Below are 19,933 nucleotides of genomic sequence, written 5' to 3'. Positions count from 1 at the left end.
TGAGCTGGAAACGGTTGAAGAGTTTTTCCTGATAATACTTTTTTCCTTGCATAACTAAAGTTACGATCGATCCGCCGATCCACAATGATCATGACCGACTTTTTTGCTAACTTGTGCAACAGGCACACAGGCTATACGCAATGCGGGCTCTTCATCGGTAGACAAGGTCGACGCTCGAACTCGCCCAAATTTTAATTCTTAATTGGTATTTGAGTAAATTACCAATCAAACTTAAAATTTTGGCTGGTGGTCAGCCGCGGTTGACTGCGTTACACTCCGTCATCCCGCACTGACGCATAGCCAAAACGTTGGCAACAATATTAAGTAATTTGCGATTGATGCGATTTTGGTGTATATTTACATCAAAATACATATATTATGGCACGACAAAGCATTTCATTCACAAAACCCAATGATGAATGGTTAAAAAATCAAATAGAAAATAACGAATACACTAGTAAAAGTGAGCTTGTAAATGATTTGATTAGACAAGCAAGAAAACAGCAAGTTCAAATTGACTGGATCAATGCAAAATTAGAAAAAGCTGAAACGAATGGATTCACTGACGATGGAAAAGGACAAATATTAAAGCAATCTAAGTCTTTACTTAATGACAAAATATAGATTAAGTAATGAAGCAAAAAATGACTTGATTCGAATTCATCATTACGGTGTTAAAAAATTCGGGATGGCCCAAGCAGACAAATATTTCGAATCATTTTTTGAATATTTTGACATTATAGCCCAAAGCCCATTTTCATTTGAAGCGGTTGATTTTATAAGAGAGGGATATCGACGTTGTGTTTGCGGTTCTGATAGCATTTATTACAGAGTAAATGGTGACTTTATTGAAATAATGGCAATTGTTGGACGGCAAGATTTGAATGAGATTCTCTAAAAAGTTAAAATAAAACTGTTGCCAACAAGGGCTCCTATGAAAAGCACTAGTCCAGTTCCTTAAAGTTAATATTTTATTTTTTATCAGTCCATATTGGTGATTTTGGGGTGTTGAATTGTTGGCAACCCTTGTCAGCTTTTTACTTGGTTGTCAATACTTCAACACCATATATAACTTGCTCCGCATCCTATATGTGATCGATCCTAGATTATGAACGTCACCGGCATCTGTATGATTATAAGTTATAATAAGCCCGGCCACTTGCTATAAAAATGTGATCCCAATTCCTTGGGCCACCCACGTTGTTTTGTGGTACTGGCTTTGAATACTTCGTTGTGAGCTTTGTTATCTGGTTGCTGTTTATCCTTTAGGTTATTCCAATACCCCTATCACATAAGGGGTCTCCGTCTTTATTACCGCCAGTGTCCTGCTCAGCAGTTTCCTGGCCACCTTTATGATAATGCTCTTTACGTTCTTGCCATGGTGCTTGCGGTAATAGGCCTGCATAACAGGATCCGCCCGTATCGCCTGCCAGGCAGCCTCCACAAAGTAGGACCGGATCAAACGGTGCGCCCTTGGCGTTATCCCCAGTGTCCTATAATTACTTCCGCTCTGGTGCACCCCTGGGGCCAGGCCTACATAGCCCGCCAGATGCTTTACGCTGTTGAACCTCCTCAGGTCCCCCAATTCACAAAGAATGCCGCATGCCACTATCCCTCCGATTCCGGGAATACTCCGCAGCAGCATATAATCCTTCTTGTAGTGGACTTTGCAATACCTCCTGAGTTGGGTAGAAACATCGCGCAGTTCCTGATCCACGAAACGAAAAAAACGCATCCTGCTCTCCAAGGTCGCCTTCGCCGTGGGATATCCAAAGACCAAATCGTCCAACCACTTCCGATACTTGTGGCTCCAATGGTCGTTGTCGAACTCCTCGGGTTCCTTGATACCAAAATAGAGCAACTGCATCTTGATGTAGCTCTTGATCCGCCTATAGTCCTTTACGAGATCGTTGCGCCTACGGAAAAGGCTCCTGAGCTGTTCCCGTTCCTTCCCTGGTACGTGGATGCTGTCCAGACGACCGTCCTTAAGTTCCCTACTCAGCAATTGAGCATCGATCATATCGGTCTTTGCATGGAGTTCCCGTCCCTTTCTGTGTACGTCGGCAGGGTTCACCACCATTGAACGCCAACCATAACCCTCAAAGCAACGATGGGCATGGTAACCACAGCAACCGGCCTCATAGACAACATTGACCTCATGTCCTGCAAAATGTTTGTCTACATACTTCCGTAAAAGTTCCGGATCGGGAGCCATGCTAAAGGATTTGCCTGAAAAAAGGTCCGTGGAACAATGAATCTTCCAGCTTCGTTTGTGTATATCGATACCAATGAATAACTTAGGTGTGGCAGTAATTTGAGTGTTCATATCTTTAAGGTTTTAGCTATAATTTAAAGATACTCGACTTACTGCTTTTTCATCGATGCTATAATTAACCTTCCCGAACGACCGTCTGATTGATCAGTAGGGCATGTACCGTTCGGTACGGGCGGGTTGCTTGGTTATAGCCTACTTACGAAAATTCTCCCACGCCCAAAAGCGTGGCGGGACTGATTTTCTACCAGTCTGTCGGCTAGCAGGTTCGGTTTGTATTTGCTAGATTTGTTAGGAAATGACCATACACCAACATGCTAGCAGTAATTAGAATGGATGAACAACAAATCATAGAATGGTTGCTACAGGGTGATGTTTCAATACAATACCAGGTTTACCGAGATTTGTTAGGAAATGACCGCAAAGACTTACAAGATAGAATAGCCCAAGAAGGTTGGGGAAAACAGTTTTTGTCCAAACGAAAGTCGAATGGACATTGGGGACAGAGTTTTTATCAACCAAAGTGGATTTCCTCCCATTATACCCTTTTAGACCTTCGCAACTTGTGCCTAAGAACTGCAAAAAACCATTGAGATGGTCTTGGCCTCCTCTAAAGCTGAAGATGGAGGTATAAAATTGGGGCCTTCTACATCTGTCCATAGTGATGTTTGTGTAAATGGAATGTTTTTGAATTATGCGACTTACTTTCAAACGGAAGAACAAAAATTATACTCAGTTGCAGATAGTATTATGAATGAATTAATGCCAGATGGAGGGTTCAATTGTAGAACAACAAGAAGTGGAGCGGTTCATAGTTCGTTACACACTACCTTATCTGTGCTTGAAGGATTACTGGAGATCCAGAAGGCAGGAAACACTTACCGAAAAAATGAAATTCAAAATGCCATAAGGAGTGCAGAAGAGTTTATCCTAATACACCAATTATTTCTTTCTGACCGAACAGGAAACATTATTAGAAAAGAATTTCTAAATCTTCCATATCCAAGTCGGTGGAAGTACGATATTCTTCGCGCATTGGATTATTTTCAGTATTCTGGACGTAGATGGGATGAGAGAATGAATCCAGCAATCCAGGTTTTACTAAAAAAGCGAAATAAAGATTCTACCTGGAATGTACAATCCAAGCATCCAGGAAGAGATCACTTTGAAATGGAAAAAGCGGGAAAACCAAGCAGATGGAATACGTTAAGGGTTTTACGTGTATTGAAACATTTCGAAATAGAAAACTACAAACAACACCATGTTTAATTAACCAGCCCTACAGAGTCGTTCCCGCTTGCCAAGCTTTTTGGCAGTATACACCTGACAATGTGTAATTTATGATTAAATAGGTATAGTATAAAATTGAAATATATAATCGATCAATTGCCAAACGCACCATATTCAATACCTCACCCACAAATTGGAAATATTCGCAAGGCAATCAGTTTTGACAATCAGTGGAACCCCAAGTATCCAAACTCCTTAAAATTTCCTCCAATGAATTCCCTCTATCGCTTAATTTGTATTCCACTCTAGGAGGAACTACAGGAAAAACTTTTCTAGTAATAAGCCCATCTTTTTCCAATTCCCTTACTGTTTGGGTAAACATTTTATTTGAAATGCCAGGGATTTTCTTTTGTAATATTCCTGAACGTAAAGCACCTTCCAATAAATGAAATAAAATTAAAGGCTTCCATTTTGTGCCTATTATATTCATTGTATAATTTAAAGGACAACTATTATCTTTTTTCAGAATCATTAACTTAAATTACTGATTATCATTATTATACTCCTTTTGGTAACTATACTACTTTTTAGTAAGTTATTGCCCATAAGGCAAATATAAATTAATTTTGCAATTAAAATTAGAACCAATGACAGATATTAAAAATTATCCAAAATCATTTTCTCATATTGGAATTACAGTTCCTAATATAAATGAAGCTGTAAAATTCTATTCAGAAGTAATGGGCTGGTACATAATAATGGAACCATCCAAAGTCAAAAAGGAAAGGGAGACCGCTATCGGTCAAATGTGCATTGATGTTTTCGGAGAGGACTGGACTGAATTTGAAATTGCCCATTTGGCAACTTCGGACGGAATTGGAATTGAATTATTTTCCTTTCCAAACGGAATAAAAGAAGCTCCCGAATTTAATCCTTTCAATACCGGCCTTTTTCATTTTTGCGTACAAGACCCAAATATTGAAGAGTTAATAGATAAGATTGTTTCTTATGGTGGTAAACAGCGTATGCCGATTAGGGAATATTACCCTAACGATAAACCTTTCAAAATGTGCTATGTGGAAGACCCCTTCGGTATTGTTTTTGAAATTTACACGCATAGTTATGAATTGACATATTCTTCAGGTGCTTATTCAAAATAAACCCAAAATGATTATAAATTGCAATAGGCTCTCCCACTAGCACGCGCCTGCCTATCGACAGACTGACATTCTGCTCGTGCCAGCGCAGCTTATTGTTCAATTGCTTCTAAAAATTTAGCCTTCCCATTTTTGTGCCTTTACCGGCCCTTTTTCAAAAAATATTGGAACTGGAAAATCCGAGGGATTTGTTATCTTAGAGATATAAAAGTTGTATAATTAACTAGTAACTTTACATGTCCGTTGAAAAAAATCACCACTAAGCTTGCCATTAACTTATAGTGTGAATACAAAAGAAGACGTCCCATTTATAAGGTAATCTGAAAAATCAATGTTAAAACAGCTATGATAATTAATAGAAGTTTTTAAAGTTTATGTGGAGTATACAAGTAAATTGAATATTTATAAATTAACGCAAAATGAGGTCGAAAATATTAATTTTAATAGCAATAATTTTATGGTCTTGTAAAAGTAATGATTTGGATAAAAGTGACTCTCAATCAACAAGCTTTAATATAGAAAAGGACCTATTATTGGTTCAATATGATTGCAAAACAGATGTTGATGACCTTCATACTTTAGCCGCTTTTATTACTCTAATATCCAATCCCAATTTTTTAAAAATAAACTATTATGCAGTTGCTGGTACTTATGGTATTCAGGACGGGTTATACATTCCTCCTAACGCTTTATTTCAGCTTGCTTTTGGAGACAATTGGTCAGATGCCCATGAAAATAGAAAATCCGCAGTTGAGCAAGTTAAAGTTAAAATAATAGCGACACTCGAAAATGAAGGTGCAATTTGGATTGCAGAGGCGGGGCAATCAGATTTTACGGCTGAACTTTTAAGATCTATTCAAGCTGATTTACCTGAAATAAATACCACTCAAAATATTCATGTGGTTCAACATTCTGATTGGAACGAAAAAGTAACCTCCCCTGAGCACCTTCAATTTGTAAAAAATAATGCTGATTATCATAAAATACCTGATGGTAACGTTGTTGGAAATGGAACACCGGGCTTTCGTTCACCTGACTATTCTAACTGGAAAGATAAAATTAAGAACCCAGAACTGTTAGAAATATGGGAGCTTGCTATAGAATTATCCAATAAGTATAACGGAAAAGAAGGACGTTATAACAATGAGGCCATTTCGAAGGGTGGATTAGACTTTTCGGACCTTTCCGAAGTTTGTTGGATATTAGGAATACAAGACATAAAAGATACAGAACATTTTTTTAATCTTTATTCCAATTAAAAAACCGCTTATTCATTATGTCAAATATTTTTTGGTTCAAAAAGGTTTTGGGATACTCACTAAAAAACAAGATTGTTCCTGCCCCTGTAAGCACTTGTGTCACGCCCCTAGTTAGGCCAGGCTTCAGCTCGTGTCAGCGCAGCTAATTGTTCAAATGCTTCTAAAAATTTAGCCTTCCCATTTTTGCGCCTTTACCGGCCCTTTTTCAAAAAATATTGGAACTGGAAAATACCAGGGATTTGTTATCTTAGAGATATAAGAAGAATATAGTTACTAGTATTCAGTAACTATACATAACCTTAGGCAATAATTTTAAACCAGAATTTAAAATCATGAATAAAGTTATAGTTATTATATCATTTTTATTGGCAACATCACAACTCTGGAGTCAAAATGGGATTGACTTAAGGAGCGATAAATCTTTAACCAAAGTTTTTACAGATACTGAAATTAAAGGCTTGGAGTCCATGATTCAGTATGTGGACGATTTGGTTTTAGATAATGGGAATAGAACCGGCGCCAATGAAACATACCATCTTTTTTTTGAAAAAATTGCAAAAACCCCAGAATATATTGTGCCCTTTGAAGAAAATGTGAAATATCAATTCCTAAAAAGTTTGGATACTGCACAATTCGCAGCTGTATGGACTTTTAACGACCATATTGACCTTATCACTTATCGGGATAGCATTTATAGAAATCTTGACAATATTACTACCCTGGAATTAAAACCCTTTAGCAAATACATGGACTACCTTGAAGAAATCGGAAAAGAGGACCCATATTTCAAATCACTACGAAAACTAATGAGCGATGTGGGAAACCTATCTGCTTATTCGGCATATTGGTTTACTGAAAACCATTCCAAATTTGATTTTAATATTCCCAAAAACCGATTATGGGCGGCAATCTATCTTCTAACGAGAGAGGAAACTTACGAAATGAAACTCGATAGGTATTTCAAAAATCAATAAAAAAGATTCGCCAACACACCTTGTTGTCCATTGTCACTGATTTCCTAACCACACTTCTGGAGTGTTAAGCCGAAAATCCTCAACTTTAGGGATACTGTGGTAAAGTCTTAAGGTTCTCGTTACGAATCTGGGACAAAAACGGACAAAGGAAGAAAACCTTTTCTACAATGTCGTTTTTTTACAATCGTGCCTGATTTTTCTGTAATATCTTTATTACATATCAATAGGAATAGAATATTAATTTATTCTCATTCATTAAAAAATGAAGTCATGATCAAAGTTTCAGAAATAGCACCGGATGTTTACCGAATCTCAGTATTTGTTAAAGAATTCAATCTACAATTCAATCATTTTCTGATCAAAGATGATGAACCCATGCTATATCATGCAGGAATGAAACAAATGTTTCCCGTGGTACTGGAAGAGGTCCGCAAATTAATTGATCCATCAAAGATCATGTGGATCGGTTTTAGTCATTTTGAGGTGGATGAGTGCGGGGCACTTAATGAGTGGCTGCAGGTAGCTCCAAATGCTAAAGCCGTGTGCAGTGAAGTAGGTGCCATAGTAAATATGGGTGACTTTGCAATAAGACCGGCCCATGCAATGGCCAGTAATGAAATATTAAATACAGGCAAACATAAATATCGTTTTATTAGAACGCCACATTTACCACATGGTTGGGATGCTGGCGTATTGTTTGAGGAAACAAACGGAACTCTTTTATGTTCGGATCTTTTTCACCAAAATGGTAATGTAACAGATATAACGGATAAGGACATCTTGGCTTCGCATAAAAGTTCTATGCTCGAATATGATCAGGGACCATTGATGGAATATACTCCTTATACGCATAATACTGCACAGATACTTTATTCCTTGGCAGATTTAAAACCTAAGACCCTGGCAACCATGCATGGTTCTTCATTTGTAGGGGATTGTAGCCAGGCATTACGGGATCTTGATATTGTAATGAGGGAATTGTGGCACAAAGAGCTTAAGGTGGTTTAAACCCTCCTATAATGTATTTTAGGTCATAACCATCAGATTGACAAACTATTAGATCTACCTAAGAGCTTCTTCAAATTTCAGTCATAGCCCAAAATAAACTATCTTTAAGTTTATTGAAATGGACAAATGGAAAGTCAGATAAAAGAATATATGCCATGCGAAAGCTTACGACCCTTCGTGGAGCTTTTTTGGGAAGGTAGTTTTAATATAAATGCTACCGGATCCATGTCCATGCAAATGATTCCAAATGGCTGCCTGGAATTAATTATTCATTTAAACGATTTACACTGCGACCTTGAAAATAACAAAACCTGGTCACAAACCCCGGACTACCTGATATTGGGGTTGATAACCCAACCTTGCGAAGTGAGGTTTAAAAATTGTGTTAGTGTCTTTGCCATTCGCTTTAAGCCGGAAGGCATCTATAACATCTTTGGAGTCCCTTCTTCCTTGCTAATGGAAAGCTACGAAGATATGTCGATGGTATTGGGCCACGGCTTTCTAGACTTCAGTAAAAGGTTAAAAGAAAAAATAGGTGTTGACTCCATGATTCGGCATACAGAAAATTATTTATTGAAGAACCTGCTAGACAAAAAGATCGACCTGAACTACGTAAACTTGGCTGCCGAACTCATTCGCAATACCAAAGGCGTCAGGATAAAGGACCTTAGTAGTCAACTATATATAAGCCAGCGTCAATTGGAAAGGGAATTTAAGGAAAAGCTTGGTATAAGTCCAAAACACTATCTCCGCATTGTCCGTATTAATGAAGTACTGCGATTGTTAAATGAGGATCATATGATCGACCTTACCAGTGTTGCGTACCAATGTGGTTATTTTGATCAAGCACATTTTATAAAAGATTTTAAAAAAATAACCGGTCAAAAGCCAACCATTTTTATGATGGACAAAGAGCAGTTTATTTCCAATCCTGGCCTAGCTCATTATGTTGATTAGTCCAAAATAAAAACAGCTCAACAATGGGATTAATTTGCACCAACCTACTATTTCCCATTAAACTTCTATAATTAATTATTTGACCCAGTATATAAGATAACACCAGCTAGCTCGGGCCTGCCTATCGGATGACCGTCATTTTTCCCGTGCCAGCGGAGCTTAATGTATAAATGCTACCACATGCAGTCTTGCCCATTTTGGGCCTTTACTGTTCCTTCCAACCTATAAATTTACTGTTATTTGGACAAAATAAAACAAGTGAATACAGCCCAGGACACCAATGTGAATATTGTTTAAAAAATTGTATAGAGGGTAGTTACTATAACCCCTTTACCATCATTTAAAGCAACAGATGATAATTGCTTTTCTTCCTTTACCTTAAAATTAAATGGTGGGGCCAATACGTTTAAACCACTTTGTTTTTTAAGTCTAATGCCTTGTCCTGAAATAATCTCCTTATTGGGAATAAAATCTCCTTCAGGCAAATGTTCTGTTATAATAACATATTTAAAATTGGTTAACTTATTCAATATACTTAGTACTTCAGCATTTGAAAGATGTTGTAGTACTTGCCGTAATAAAGCACAATCCCCAGAGGGTAATTCATCTACTGCGATATCCAAACAACGGAATTCTAAATCTTCTTCCTTAAATTTTTCTTTATTATGGGCTATAAGCTCTGGTACTATATCAACCGCTATATACTTCTTAGTGTGCTTTACCAATTGTTTTCCTACATTAAAATCCCCGCAACCTAAATCACATACTACAAGTGGACTTTTAAAAGAGGTTAAAAATGATGTTATTTCGCCTATATATGGATTTACTAACTCAGGATGATGTGATCCTTCACCTGAATAAAAATCAGATTTGTCGCCACCCCAAAGTTTCATTTCATAAACCTGTGCCATAGCCTCTTTGGTTGGCCAAGGCCTCTTTATTTTTTTAGTTCCATTTTCTTTCTTCCCCATAAATACTTCAGTCGTCCGTACAAACTATAAATGCATAATACTATGTCTCCGATGCATTATTAAAGCAAACGTACAAATTTAAGGTAATACCAATTATTATATCCGACAGCTATGCTAACGAGGACATCTTGTATAAATAATGCCAAAATATAAGCTTTACTGTAGCTTTACCCTTTGTGAGCCTATCCCAACCTATTCGTCCAAAATAATGGAGCCAGAAAAATAATTGGAAATAGCTATATTAGTTTTATAAAGGAGATATAGTTAATAGCAATATCCAATTGTTAGCGACAAGCATAACTGAATTCAAGATATCCAAAATGAAACAAAACAAAATCGTAAAAAGAGATTCCAAAGAAGGGTCAGAGGTATATAATAATAGATCATTGGAAGTTGATTATCGAACTTTAAAGCCCTTACTGAGAAAAGATATCAGAGTTCTTGATGTAGGTTGTGGAACAGGAGCTATTTCCAAAGATGTTGCTGCTATAATTGGAAATGGCGGAAAAATTATAGGCATTGATAAAGACCCTAATTTTATAGAAAATGGAATAGCTAATTATGGACATATACAGAACTTGGAGTTAATCTCAACAGACATATTTGATTTTAATACCGAACAGAAATTTGATTTAATAATTTCTGCTAGAATGCTTCAATGGTTAGCTAATCCGAAAGAAGCTTTGTTAAAAATGAAATCATTACTTAATTCTAATGGTGTTATATCAATATTGGATTATAATCACAAGAAAATTCAATGGAATCCAAATCCACCACAAAGCATGATTGAATTTTATGAAGCATTTCTTAAATGGAGAGAAAATGAGGGTATGAATAATGAAATAGCTGATTATTTACCTTCTTTATTTCGGGATATTGGACTTACAAACATACTAACATTAAACTCTGATGAATACTATACTAGGGAAAGAAAGGATTTCAAGTCTAAAGTAGGTATATGGAGTAAAGTAGCTGGATTAAAGCAAATATCTGAAGAAGGTTATATGGATGATTCTCAGAGATTAATTGCAGCAAAAGAATATAATAATTGGGTAGAAACAGAGGCTATATCAATGACAATGAAACTTTCTGAAACTAGAGGTGAAATTGCCAGTCTCTAACACCATATATAACAAATAGGACGGTTTAGGTGTTGATTCGAAAGGCTTGGGTTTATTAAAAAGTTCGCCAAATAAAATTTGACGTTTACCTTGGATTGTATAAAAGCAAAATATTAATCTGTAGCCGTATTTTAGGACGTGACACTTAAAAAAAATGATTAGACCGTACAAACCTTCTGACAAAGAGACTTTATTGAAAATATTTAGCCTTAACACTCCTAAATATTTTGACAACATCGAAATAATAGATTTTGAAGAATATCTAGAGGAATATGCAGAAACCTATTTTACAATTGAAGTGAATAACAATATTGTTGGTGGTACTGGATATTACATAAAAAAAAATGATAAATCAGGACGAATTACGTGGATTTTTTTTGATCCTGATTATTATGGTCAAGGGTTAGGTAGACTGGCGGTAGAGCATTGTTTGAAAATATTAGGGGAAGATAAAAGAGTAGAAAAGTTCATTGTAACAACCTCTCAACTGGCGTATAAATTTTTTGAAAAATTTGATTTCAGCCTTAATCGGATCGAAAAAAATTATTGGGGAGAAGGTCTTGATTTATATGAAATGGAAAAGTCCAATAAATAAAAACCAACAGTTAACAAGGTCTATGGTTTAGCATTGAATCAATATAACCATTCATGGCCATTACATAACGGCAAGAACCTTATATCCAAGAAATATTAGACATAGCAGAGCACCAACCAATGGGATTAAAAACTTGGGGTTCCACCAACATTTCCACTTGCCAAAATCGTCAAAAGCCAGCTTGGTCTGTGAGAAATTCACCAATGCAAAAACGCTAATGATTACGTAGCTCGTAGTATTGGCCAGTTGAACAATGGGCACGAAAATGGCCAAGACCACAATTCCAATGGCTATCACTATGGTGGCCGGCAAAGGAGTACGATACTTTTTATGTAGCTGATGAAACAATTTCGGCGCACTATTCTGACCGGCCATTCCATAAAGTACCCTTGAGCCCATTATGACCTGTGCCAGAACTCCATTTAAAACAGCAACCAAACTTATAACACTAATAGCATAGGCATAATGCTGCCCCTTAATCGCAACTGTTTCCGCCATAGGGGCATTGGTAGCTGAAAGTACATCTAGTGGCAAGGAAATCACGGCTACTACAGCCACAGCTATATACAGGAGCAAAGCAATTATGAAACTGCCTATAATAGCCACAGGCATGCTTTTTTTCGGGTTTTTGGCCTCCTCGGCAACATTTGCCAAATCTTCAAAGCCAACAAAGGCATAAAAAGCCAAGAATGCGCCCTGAAACACAGCAAACACATCATAGCCGGGTGCCTCGATGAACATTTGTGAAAACTGCGAAGTTAATTTCTCCAGATCAAGGCCTGCTACATAAATAACAAATAGCAGCCCCACAACTTCAATCAGGGTTATTAATCCGATCACGTTCAGCGATTCTCCTATGCCCCATATGGCGAGAATAGTCAGTACTGTCATACTAAAAATAATAACATATGCATCTGGGATTTCTATGAACACGTCCAGGTAACCTACAAATCCTTTTAGAATGGCCGCCGCGGAGATGAACCCCGTGAAAATTACTCCCCACCCAACCAAAGAGGCCAAACGTTTTGAGTTAAAGGCCTTAGTGACATAAACTATTTCCCCTCCACTTTTCGGATACCTTGGAGCCAGAAGGGAATAAGAGTAAGCGGTCATTCCTGCCAAAACTCCAGCAAGAAGGAAGGAAAGAGGAGCAAGTGTTCCAGAATATTGTGCTACTTTACCCACCAGCACATAAATACCTGCTCCGAGCATGGTTCCAACTCCGTACAATAATATTTGAACCGTACCGAGTTGTTTCTTTAAACCTACAGTTTCCTTTTCATCGTTCATACCTTCAAGATTTCTTTAAAATTAAAGGACAGTTGGTTTGAATTATAAGGGAACTGGTTTTTTGTCCTTAATCCATCTCCTCATTTTGTACAATTTGTAAACCCACTTGCCCTTATGCCTTGGCAACATATATTAAGTTGAAAATTTGCCTTTTCAAGCTACAAACTTCCCAATCCGAAGGAGGAGTTGAATAGCTTAAGATTTAAGATATATCCTTCGTACTCAGATCGCTTCCAATTTTCCCAATCCCTATACGCCGTGCCTGGATTCCAATTAGGGGGCCTGCGAGAATTGAAGATAGGAGTGCTGAAAATACAATAGCCACGAATATTGTCTGTCCAATGAGTTGTAGTTCCATTGCAAGTGTAGCAACCACAATCTCCATGGCTCCTCCCGGAATGAAGATTAGGCCCATTAAAACGGATGATTGTTGGGACTGTTTACCTAATTTAGCACCTATCCAAGCACCCACAAATTTTCCCAATATGGCAACTGTGCAAAAGATTACAGTAGGCCATAATTCCAATCCAACCAAGAAATCGATTTTAAGACCAAGGGTAGCAAAAAAGAGGGGTACAAAGATGGCGTGTAAGGTGTCAGAGACACTGTTGCGAAGTTCCTCCGTTACTCTTTTGGCACTTCCAGCCATGGTACCTGCAAGGAAGAATCCCAGAATAGCATGTATTCCCATCCACTGCGTGATAGCTCCACAAAGCAAACCAACACTGACAATTAAAGTCTGTGCCGCTGCTGGCTGTGGTAATGAAGTAGCTTGGACACGTTTTATCGCAAAATTCAATATTTTGGCCCCAACGGCAATACTTATTACGATAAAGCCTATTACGAGCAATGCTTTACCGCCCAGATCAATAACACTCATGCTATGCGCCGTTACCAATGACAACACCACGGTGAACAATAACCATCCAAAAATATCATTGATTGCACAGGCGGAAAGGGCAAGGGAAGCTTGTGGCGTTTTGCTAATTCCAAGATCACCTAAGGTGCGTGCTACAACAGATATTGCAGTAATAGAACCTGCTACCGATAAAAATAAAGGAAATGAGACTGCAGTTGCTGCATCTCCCCAATAAATAGGGTCAAATGAACTAAATACTGGAAAGCCAACGGCAATGGGAAACAGCACCCCGACTATACCGATTAGGATTGCTGCACGTCCGCTACGCAGTGCATGCCCCACATTAACATGAAAACCCGAAGCGAGTAAAAGAAAGAAGACACCAAGCCAGGAAACGGTTTCAAGCATTATGTATTGAGGCTCGCTTGGAGGAAAGAGCATGTTTTGTAATTCCGGTGATACCCGCCCAAGTAGGGTTGGCCCCAACATTACACCAGCTAAAATTTCACCTGCCAGGGCAGGAATCTTCACGGACTCACATAATACCCCAAGGGTTCGGGCAAACCCCAGGAGTACAAGGATCTGCACAATAAAAAGCAGAATGTGGCTTTCGTTTAGGTAATGCATTTAAATATATTATCCTATTGGACTCTTATTACGATAGAGTAAGCGTGATCGACATTTGAAATTCGAGGGTCCCCTACTCCATGTTATTTGTAGTTAAATTCTTGGGTAAAAAGTGTTTCTTATACCTTTTCATAATTTTGAAAGGACATTCGTCTTTGTATAACCAATTGTTGGATGGTTGCCATTTTGGACGGCCCTTTACCTATTCCTATTTGTACCAAAAACTCGCCAAAAAAATAATAAAATTTAGTACTGGAACACTTTGTACTCATCAAGATTTATGACTCCTTTTGAAATGTAAAAAGCGGTATTCTTGTTTGAAATGCCGTATTTTGGGTTATACTCTTTTGAAATACCTTTTCTAAAAAGTTGGTGTGATGGGTAAACATAATCACCATATCTGCGTCAACGTCAGCAACAAAATTGTTGATTCCTTGGATAACAGAGCTGCTTTTTAGTTCAATAAACTTTATTTTTTGATAAGAGAAATCTTTTCTTAAACTCAGTTCCTTCTGATGCAAATCCCCATCAAAACGTTCATTGTCCTTATCTATATGAAGAATATGAATCCACGAATCCATTAATTTTGCAAATGGGATAATTAGATCAATCTCTTTATCAAGATTGTACAAGTCACTTGAATATACAATATTGCCAATACCTTTATAGCGAGCAGATTCAGGAATGGTCAGAACAGGTATGCTACTGTTTTGTATGATACCGGCAGCATTACTTCCGAAGAGAATCTTTTTTAAGCCGCTGGCACCTTTGGTACCAATACAAATCTTATCGATATTATTTTTTAAAGCAAATATTTCGACATATTTTTCAATTGAGGAGCCAGAGGTAATTTCGTAGCTAATATCAATATTATGGCTATTATCTTTTTTGATAGACCCTATAAGTTCTTTCATTGAATTTTCGGAACTAGTTTTTATGGCCTCCTGAAGTTTATGGGAACCAATTCTAGCCCTTGAAGGTGCATTGGTATCTATTACGTGAAGTAAAATAAGTTGTATATCCACGTCCTTACTTAAATCTACAGAATACTTGATTGCTACTTTTGATAATTCGGAAAAATCTGTTGGTATTAAAATTCTCATGGAGTTCTATTTTAGGATTGAGCCTTAAAGTTATCCCTCTGTTGATTTTTATCCTATGATATTGGTCAGTCCCGGAAAAAACAAACACAGGAGTATTGGCTTGATTCAGCACCCTTTTAGAGCTACTTCTACGGAATAGGCACGAAATAAAACTCCTTTTCCTATTATTTCTCCCAGTAAGTATGGCATAGCCTTCAGGTATCACAACATTGTCTTCAGATGCAGCAATCGGACATATTTTTTACTCGATACCCAAAAAACCTTAATCAAACTGTCATAGTCATCTTCTAAAGTCATGCAAAGCCAGTACAGGGATGCTAGTTTGATAATTAAGATTCTTTACCATTGGCCGCGATAAAATCATTCCAAAAAAGCTGTGTTTTCTATTAATGAAGGCAACCATATCGCTCCCACGAATTTCAATAAAGGAATTGATCGCTGTTTGTACATCCTTATTATTTAGAGTGTGAAATGAATGGTCCAATTCTTCAAAATAATCTTTCAATAAATTTTTATTAGTAATTTGATCCGCATCAAGACTTTCATCTTTATTGTGGACATTTAAAACTGTAATTGACGAATTGGAGATTTTTGCTATGTCGACCAAGTACTGAAATTCACGTCTTTTATAGGTTGTTTTAAAATTCGTTGGAAAAACAATTTCCTTTATTTCCTTATAAATCGTTTTTGCCGGTATGGCAAGTACGGGACAGTTTCTAATTTCTTCCATTGCTAGCACGGTTTGGCTCCCATAGATTTCCATTCTAGAATCGGTAGCTCCCTTAGTACCCATAACCACCATGTCTATGTCCTGCTTATCAACTATGGTCTTAATAGAGTCTAATAAGTTACCGCATTCTGATACCACGCGGAATTTATGATTTACAGAATTTTTATCAACTGATAGCCACTCAAGAATAATATTCAAGCCACCAATCGATTTTTTCTCGGAATCCTCTAAATCCTTAGTAATGGCGAACTCCATGGTATAAGCTTCAACCTTATAGGTATTAAGAATGTAGAAGACACAGGTTTCGTTCTTAAATAGTTCAATAGCATAGTTAATTGCGTTTTGAGCATTTTTTGAAAAATCTGTAGGACAAAGTATTCTCCGTTTCATAATTAAAATTTATGAATTCAATATATCTCTTTAATAAACAGACAACAATGATATTTGTCAGTCTGGTCAGCGTAAAATATTACGGATTAATATTCTTTTTACGTTCGAAAGAAATTGCTTTCGGTCTTTATTGATCCCAGCTACCGCTAGCCTGCCTATCTACAGCCAGGCATGCCGCCAGTACCAGTACAGTATCTTGTACAATTCTTGCTAAAAATTGGGTTTGTCCTTTAGGCTTTCAAATTTGTGAGTTCCCCCAAACTTTTCGTCTCTAAAATATCGTAATCAAAAAATAATTGGGAATTGCTAACTTAGGCAATTGAAGAATGTATGATGAATAATTATGTTCCATGTATAACGTCCATCCAAATGAGTACATATAAAACATTTACAACAGAAAGACTAATATTAAAACCCACTTCGGAAGCAGATGATGAATTTGTTTTTGAGTTATTTAATACCCAAAAATGGATCCAAAACATAGGAGACAGAAATATTAAGTCGGTTGCAATGGCAAAAGAGTATATTTTAAATAAAATGCAGCCGCAATTGGAAAGGCTTGGGTATTCCAATTACACCATTATTAGAAAAACGGACCAAGTAAAAATTGGCGCTTGTGGATTATATGACAGGGAGGGGCTGGAAGGAATTGATATTGGCTTTGCCTTTTTGCCCGAATATGAAGGCAAAGGATATGCATTTGAAGCTGCACATAAATTAGTAAAGGTAGCATTCAATGAATTTGGTATTAAAGGCATTAGTGCCATCACTTCAAAAAACAATATTTCCTCCCAAAAGCTTTTGGAGAAACTAGGTCTGGAGTTAATTGGAACAACAAAACTTCCCAATGATAATCAGGAACTGCTCCATTATAAAATTGAAAATTAAAACGAGTAGTCTGAATGAAATTTATCCTCCCAATTCAGCCATTTTTTTTCCAACATGGGTAATTACCTCATTGAATTCTTTGGTTGGATTAAAATCAATCATTTTAACATCTTTATGAATTATAGCCGTATGTCCTGATGGCAAATAAAAAACATCTCCTTTTTCGAGTATTTCTTCTTTTCAATCATCATGGATAACTAACATATCGACTTCCAGTATATATCCCCAATGAGGATAATGATTTGACTCCCAAATCAATAAAGCCTGAGTTTAACTGGGATTTATTATCTTAGATAGATAAAAGATATATAACCAATAATAATATCTATTTATTGAAAACATGATGTAGTATCAACAACTATATTTGGCATATTATAGCAAAAAACCCCGTAAATTTTCCTTTGTATCCATTTAGCATTTTATAATTAGTTGTTGTTGAAGAAATCGGTTTATTACAAATACACTAAGACTTGTAAAATGACAAAAACTAATTATTTATCCGTCCTTCTATCCACCGTTATCTGCTTTTTATTGGGAGCTTTCTATTATACAATTTTTGGTGCAGAACTGTCTAAGTACAGTACACCAGTTGTAGAACAACAAGAGGTTTTCCCGAGTATGGTCGTTGAACTTATCCGCTGTTTTATCCTTTCAGTAGTATTAGTAATATTGGTGAATATAACCAATTCAAACAATTGGAAAGAAGGATTTAAACTTGGTCTATTACTATGGCTAGGTTTTCCCCTTGTTTTGTGGATGGGAGCCATTGCTCACGAAAACACACCAATAATGTTAGCCATTATCCACTCAGGTGATTGGTTATTAAAACTAATTGTATTGACCGTTATCTTATCATTTAGAAATCGAAAAAAATAAACCGATATTATGGAAACGTCCAAAATTCAAACACTTCATCCAGAAAAGGGAAAAACAAATAAAATTATAGATAGAGATAAATACGAAATCATTAAAGAAACTATTCTAAAAATCCTGCAAAATTCTGAACCCACACATAGCGAATTGGTAAAGACGGTTACAGATAAATTAAATACGAGTTTTAACAAGAACGTAAGTTGGTATACAATGACCGTGAAACTTGATTTAGAGGCCAGAAAAATTATAGAAAGAACGAAGTCTAAACCACAAAAGTACCGATTAAAAAAGCCCGCTAACCACAATATATAAGTAACTAAAACACAAAAATGAAATACCTACTTACCGGACAGGAAACGGAAAGGCTAAAATTTAGACTACTTAAAACAGAGGATTTCGATTCTTGGGTGAATCTATTTAAATCGGATAAAGTGGCGGAATATTTAGACCTTGACCCAAAACTAACCGAACCGGAATTATGCCAGATTTGGTTCGACAAAGCTTTTCATAGATACGAAAATGACCTGGGCGGAATGAATGTGTTGATCGATAAAAAAACAAACCGACTTGTTGGTCAATGTGGACTCCTGGTCCAAACCATTGAAAATAGGGAAAGATTGGAAATAGGGTACTCTATCCTTCCTGAGTTTTGGAAAAATGGTTTTGCCATTGAAGCTGCGACAAAATGTAAAGATTATGCTTTTGAGAACAATTTTGCTGATTCATTGATCTCTATGATTCACTTAGATAACCTAAGCTCTGAAAAGGTCGCTCTGAGAAATGGAATGACACTTGAGAAAAAAATAAAATCCTTCAATATTTTTCGGGTAGACAAGGAGAGTTGGAACCAATAAATCCCAATTTACCGGGGAGGGCAATTGTACTAAAGTGATATTTCAATTTCAAAAGTTGGCTATTTAAAAATTGTGGAACTATACTTTGGATTGGTTGAATAAACATTGATAGAGAGCTAAATTTTCATTTTCACCGTATTTACTAAAACCTCAACGGCCACACGCACAATAGGAAATAACATTGGGTACTTATAAACCAAAAAAGATCAACCTCACTATGGTCGTTTACCTTAATTAACTATTTTTATTCCAATCAACCGCCACAGTTATTTAGAACATGACAATACCACCTTGAATATATAAATTGACCGATAAGATTTTTATTCGACGTTTAACTTTATAAATTTAAGTGTAATCCAATCTGTGAATAATGTATGACCTCCTCATTGGAAATATCAAGGAATTAGTACCTCTTACGGAAGATGAATCCAGGTTGATCCAGAAATATTTTGAACCCGTTCATCTCAAAAAGAAACAATTTTTACTTCAAAGCGGGGAATATTCCAACCATATGCGCTTCATTTCCCAGGGATGTGTAAAACTATATAGTATAGATGAATTGGGTGCTGAACATATATTACAATTCGGGATAAGTGGATGGTGGATCAACGACTTATATGCCTATCTCACCCAAAAACCTGCCACTTTCTTTATACAGGCCATAACACAGAGTACCGTGCTGCAAATTCATAGGGATAGATTAAATGAACTCTTTGATAAAATCCATATGATGGATAGATTTTTCCGTATCAAAACATAAAATGGCTATGTAGCC

Annotated in this window: 23 protein-coding genes; 16 read left to right on the top strand and 7 right to left on the bottom strand. The window is 36.7% G+C overall.

The genetic code is table 11. From position 1 onward, the window contains the following. Positions 1 to 378 precede the first annotated feature (378 nt). Positions 379 to 624, top strand: a complete 246-nt coding sequence (locus H4O18_RS20725; protein WP_187588240.1) for a ribbon-helix-helix domain-containing protein — start codon at positions 379 to 381, stop codon at positions 622 to 624. Continuing rightward, positions 611 to 898, top strand: coding sequence for a type II toxin-antitoxin system RelE/ParE family toxin (locus H4O18_RS20720; protein ID WP_187588238.1), 288 nt, complete (start codon positions 611 to 613; stop codon positions 896 to 898). Before H4O18_RS20725 ends, H4O18_RS20720 begins: the two co-directional genes overlap by 14 nt. Positions 899 to 1,270: 372 nt before the next feature. On the opposite strand, the gene H4O18_RS20715 is transcribed toward H4O18_RS20720, so the two are convergent. Beyond that, positions 1,271 to 2,326: an IS110 family RNA-guided transposase gene (locus H4O18_RS20715; protein WP_085501051.1), complete on the bottom strand. Its 1,056-nt coding sequence runs from the start codon at positions 2,324 to 2,326 to the stop codon at positions 1,271 to 1,273. 260 nt (positions 2,327 to 2,586) lie between these two features. Here H4O18_RS20715 and H4O18_RS22035 point away from each other — a divergent pair, with 260 nt between their 5' ends. Next, positions 2,587 to 2,865 carry a hypothetical protein gene (locus H4O18_RS22035; protein ID WP_222942488.1) on the top strand — a complete coding sequence of 93 codons (279 nt, stop codon included), beginning with the start codon at positions 2,587 to 2,589 and terminating at the stop codon, positions 2,863 to 2,865. Position 2,866: 1 nt separating this feature from the next. After that, complete coding sequence (locus H4O18_RS20710; protein ID WP_222942487.1) at positions 2,867 to 3,541, top strand: hypothetical protein; 675 nt, start codon at positions 2,867 to 2,869, stop codon at positions 3,539 to 3,541. A 175-nt stretch (positions 3,542 to 3,716) separates the two neighbouring features. Here the strand turns inward: H4O18_RS20710 and H4O18_RS20705 are convergent, their stop codons facing one another. Beyond that, entirely contained in the window at positions 3,717 to 3,992 is a 276-nt protein-coding gene (locus H4O18_RS20705; protein WP_246474513.1) for a winged helix-turn-helix transcriptional regulator, read from the bottom strand. A 157-nt stretch (positions 3,993 to 4,149) separates the two neighbouring features. Here H4O18_RS20705 and H4O18_RS20700 point away from each other — a divergent pair, with 157 nt between their 5' ends. The 5 genes from H4O18_RS20700 to H4O18_RS20680 all read left to right on the top strand — a co-directional run bounded on the left by H4O18_RS20700 (position 4,150) and on the right by H4O18_RS20680 (position 8,857). Further along, entirely contained in the window at positions 4,150 to 4,662 is a 513-nt protein-coding gene (locus tag H4O18_RS20700) for a VOC family protein (protein ID WP_187588234.1), read from the top strand. Between the two features lie 416 nt (positions 4,663 to 5,078). Further along, positions 5,079 to 5,918 carry a hypothetical protein gene (locus tag H4O18_RS20695; protein WP_187588232.1) on the top strand — a complete coding sequence of 280 codons (840 nt, stop codon included), beginning with the start codon at positions 5,079 to 5,081 and terminating at the stop codon, positions 5,916 to 5,918. A 332-nt stretch (positions 5,919 to 6,250) separates the two neighbouring features. Further along, the gene (locus tag H4O18_RS20690) at positions 6,251 to 6,892 is read left to right on the top strand and encodes a hypothetical protein (protein ID WP_187588230.1); all 642 of its coding nucleotides are present in this window, start codon (positions 6,251 to 6,253) and stop codon (positions 6,890 to 6,892) included. A gap of 270 nt (positions 6,893 to 7,162) precedes the next feature. Continuing rightward, on the top strand, positions 7,163 to 7,900 hold the full coding sequence (locus H4O18_RS20685) for an oxygen-binding di-iron domain-containing protein (RefSeq protein ID WP_187588228.1): 738 nt from the start codon (positions 7,163 to 7,165) through the stop codon (positions 7,898 to 7,900). 126 nt (positions 7,901 to 8,026) lie between these two features. Next, positions 8,027 to 8,857 carry a helix-turn-helix transcriptional regulator gene (locus H4O18_RS20680; RefSeq protein WP_187588226.1) on the top strand — a complete coding sequence of 277 codons (831 nt, stop codon included), beginning with the start codon at positions 8,027 to 8,029 and terminating at the stop codon, positions 8,855 to 8,857. A 293-nt stretch (positions 8,858 to 9,150) separates the two neighbouring features. On the opposite strand, the gene H4O18_RS20675 is transcribed toward H4O18_RS20680, so the two are convergent. Next, positions 9,151 to 9,828 carry a class I SAM-dependent methyltransferase gene (locus H4O18_RS20675; protein WP_187588224.1) on the bottom strand — a complete coding sequence of 226 codons (678 nt, stop codon included), beginning with the start codon at positions 9,826 to 9,828 and terminating at the stop codon, positions 9,151 to 9,153. A gap of 320 nt (positions 9,829 to 10,148) precedes the next feature. On the opposite strand from H4O18_RS20675, the gene H4O18_RS20670 reads away from it, so the two are divergent. Both H4O18_RS20670 and H4O18_RS20665 read left to right on the top strand, forming a co-directional pair. Beyond that, positions 10,149 to 10,949, top strand: a complete 801-nt coding sequence (locus H4O18_RS20670; RefSeq protein WP_187588222.1) for a class I SAM-dependent methyltransferase — start codon at positions 10,149 to 10,151, stop codon at positions 10,947 to 10,949. A 154-nt stretch (positions 10,950 to 11,103) separates the two neighbouring features. Next, entirely contained in the window at positions 11,104 to 11,544 is a 441-nt protein-coding gene (locus tag H4O18_RS20665) for a GNAT family N-acetyltransferase (protein WP_187588219.1), read from the top strand. Positions 11,545 to 11,604: 60 nt separating this feature from the next. Here H4O18_RS20665 and H4O18_RS20660 read toward each other — a convergent pair whose 3' ends face one another. The 4 genes from H4O18_RS20660 to H4O18_RS20645 all read right to left on the bottom strand — a co-directional run bounded on the left by H4O18_RS20660 (position 11,605) and on the right by H4O18_RS20645 (position 16,543). Continuing rightward, complete coding sequence (locus H4O18_RS20660; RefSeq protein ID WP_187588217.1) at positions 11,605 to 12,834, bottom strand: APC family permease; 1,230 nt, start codon at positions 12,832 to 12,834, stop codon at positions 11,605 to 11,607. Between the two features lie 202 nt (positions 12,835 to 13,036). Beyond that, on the bottom strand, positions 13,037 to 14,320 hold the full coding sequence (locus tag H4O18_RS20655) for a cation:proton antiporter (RefSeq protein ID WP_187588215.1): 1,284 nt from the start codon (positions 14,318 to 14,320) through the stop codon (positions 13,037 to 13,039). A gap of 278 nt (positions 14,321 to 14,598) precedes the next feature. Beyond that, complete coding sequence (locus tag H4O18_RS20650; protein WP_187588213.1) at positions 14,599 to 15,423, bottom strand: universal stress protein; 825 nt, start codon at positions 15,421 to 15,423, stop codon at positions 14,599 to 14,601. Between the two features lie 280 nt (positions 15,424 to 15,703). Further along, the gene (locus H4O18_RS20645) at positions 15,704 to 16,543 is read right to left on the bottom strand and encodes a universal stress protein (RefSeq protein WP_187588212.1); all 840 of its coding nucleotides are present in this window, start codon (positions 16,541 to 16,543) and stop codon (positions 15,704 to 15,706) included. 369 nt (positions 16,544 to 16,912) lie between these two features. Between H4O18_RS20645 and H4O18_RS20640 the strand changes: the two genes are divergently transcribed. From H4O18_RS20640 to H4O18_RS20620, 5 genes are all read left to right on the top strand, one after another. Continuing rightward, positions 16,913 to 17,431: a GNAT family N-acetyltransferase gene (locus H4O18_RS20640; protein ID WP_187588210.1), complete on the top strand. Its 519-nt coding sequence runs from the start codon at positions 16,913 to 16,915 to the stop codon at positions 17,429 to 17,431. 477 nt (positions 17,432 to 17,908) lie between these two features. Next, complete coding sequence (locus H4O18_RS20635; protein WP_187588208.1) at positions 17,909 to 18,307, top strand: DUF1761 domain-containing protein; 399 nt, start codon at positions 17,909 to 17,911, stop codon at positions 18,305 to 18,307. Between the two features lie 9 nt (positions 18,308 to 18,316). Next, positions 18,317 to 18,616 carry a DUF6958 family protein gene (locus H4O18_RS20630; RefSeq protein ID WP_187588206.1) on the top strand — a complete coding sequence of 100 codons (300 nt, stop codon included), beginning with the start codon at positions 18,317 to 18,319 and terminating at the stop codon, positions 18,614 to 18,616. Between the two features lie 17 nt (positions 18,617 to 18,633). Next, positions 18,634 to 19,158 carry a GNAT family N-acetyltransferase gene (locus tag H4O18_RS20625; RefSeq protein WP_187588204.1) on the top strand — a complete coding sequence of 175 codons (525 nt, stop codon included), beginning with the start codon at positions 18,634 to 18,636 and terminating at the stop codon, positions 19,156 to 19,158. 370 nt (positions 19,159 to 19,528) lie between these two features. Beyond that, positions 19,529 to 19,918, top strand: coding sequence for a Crp/Fnr family transcriptional regulator (locus H4O18_RS20620; protein ID WP_246474509.1), 390 nt, complete (start codon positions 19,529 to 19,531; stop codon positions 19,916 to 19,918). Positions 19,919 to 19,933 lie beyond the last annotated feature (15 nt).

Origin of the sequence: Arenibacter arenosicollis (assembly GCF_014397245.1) — a bacterium.
Taxonomy (GTDB): Bacteria; Bacteroidota; Bacteroidia; order Flavobacteriales; family Flavobacteriaceae; genus Arenibacter; species Arenibacter arenosicollis.
This window is presented reverse-complemented; position numbering and strand designations above follow the sequence as displayed.